The 1,081-nt window shown below is 42.7% G+C and carries 2 protein-coding genes; both read right to left on the bottom strand.

The window, feature by feature from the left end:
* Positions 1-314: methyltransferase family protein (locus B7C60_RS14770; RefSeq protein WP_245869519.1), on the bottom strand; the 314-nt coding region annotated here is incomplete at its 3' end.
* Between the two features lie 239 nt (positions 315-553).
* Positions 554-1,081 (bottom strand): (Fe-S)-binding protein (locus B7C60_RS19585; protein WP_245869518.1); only part of this gene is annotated, 528 nt, incomplete at its 5' end.

Genomic DNA, 1,081 nt, shown 5'->3' with positions numbered 1-1,081 from the left:
CAATAAGCGCTCCCAACAATCAATAATAGTAACCCCAAATACATCGGATTACGGCTAATATGAAAAATACCAGAATCGACCATCGTCACTGCCTGTTCAGGCTTAGTGGGGTTGACCGTTGTTTTCGCTAAACGAAACTGTAGCACAGCGGCCAAACCAACAATCCCAGATAAGACAAAACAGAGCGCAAAAATTGCTTCTCGATACGGAAGATTCATATTGGCATATGGAATAAAATAAGGCAGTCGATTAATCAACACCAGAGTCACTAAAAAAAGGGCGACTGGCGGGATTTTCAATTCTAAATATCGCATCTTGACTCCTCAGGTTTATTGACCTTTCCAGCTGTTTTACAACGATTTGTGATTTATTTACATAAGGCAGAGACTTTAAAATGTGGTTACTTTACATGATAAGCTGATAACGCCATAAAAAGGAGCCACGAACGCTGGCCGAGGGGTCAACCGCCCCGAAAAACGCCCTCGATGAGGGCGAAAATACTCAAAACTTACGTCAGGTTTAAATGCCAAACAACCGTCAAACCGATGGCCTCTTAAATCAATTGCAGTAAAGCCTGTAGTGGATGTTTCGGTTGTATTTTTTCGAACCGTTTTACTTGGCTACGGCAAGAATACCCAGTCACTAAACAGCGATCTTTAGGTAACTTATCTAGGGTTGGTTGCCAGCTCAATGCATAAATATCTTTGGACATTTGCAGTTTATCCAGCTCATGTCCAAAGGTGCCCGCCATCCCACAACACCCCACAGCAACAGCTTGTAGCACTGCACCAAAATGATTAAATATTGCCATCCACTCCTTTTCTGCATTAGGCAATTTAGTTTTTTCGGTACAATGCGCTAATAAATACCAAGGCTCAGTATCGCCCATCTCTTTGCTATTAAACTCACTCAAACGCGGTAACAACCATTCATGTACAGTGAGCACCTCAAAATCACCACGCTCATCGCCTAACATTTCCACATATTCATCGCGATAGCAAAGGACTAACGCTGGATCAACTCCAACCATCGGGATATTAAGATCCGCCACCTGTGATAAAAATCCTGCTGCATTTTCAGC

Source organism: Vibrio fujianensis (assembly GCF_002749895.1).
Taxonomy (GTDB): domain Bacteria; phylum Pseudomonadota; class Gammaproteobacteria; order Enterobacterales; family Vibrionaceae; genus Vibrio; species Vibrio fujianensis.
This window is presented reverse-complemented; position numbering and strand designations above follow the sequence as displayed.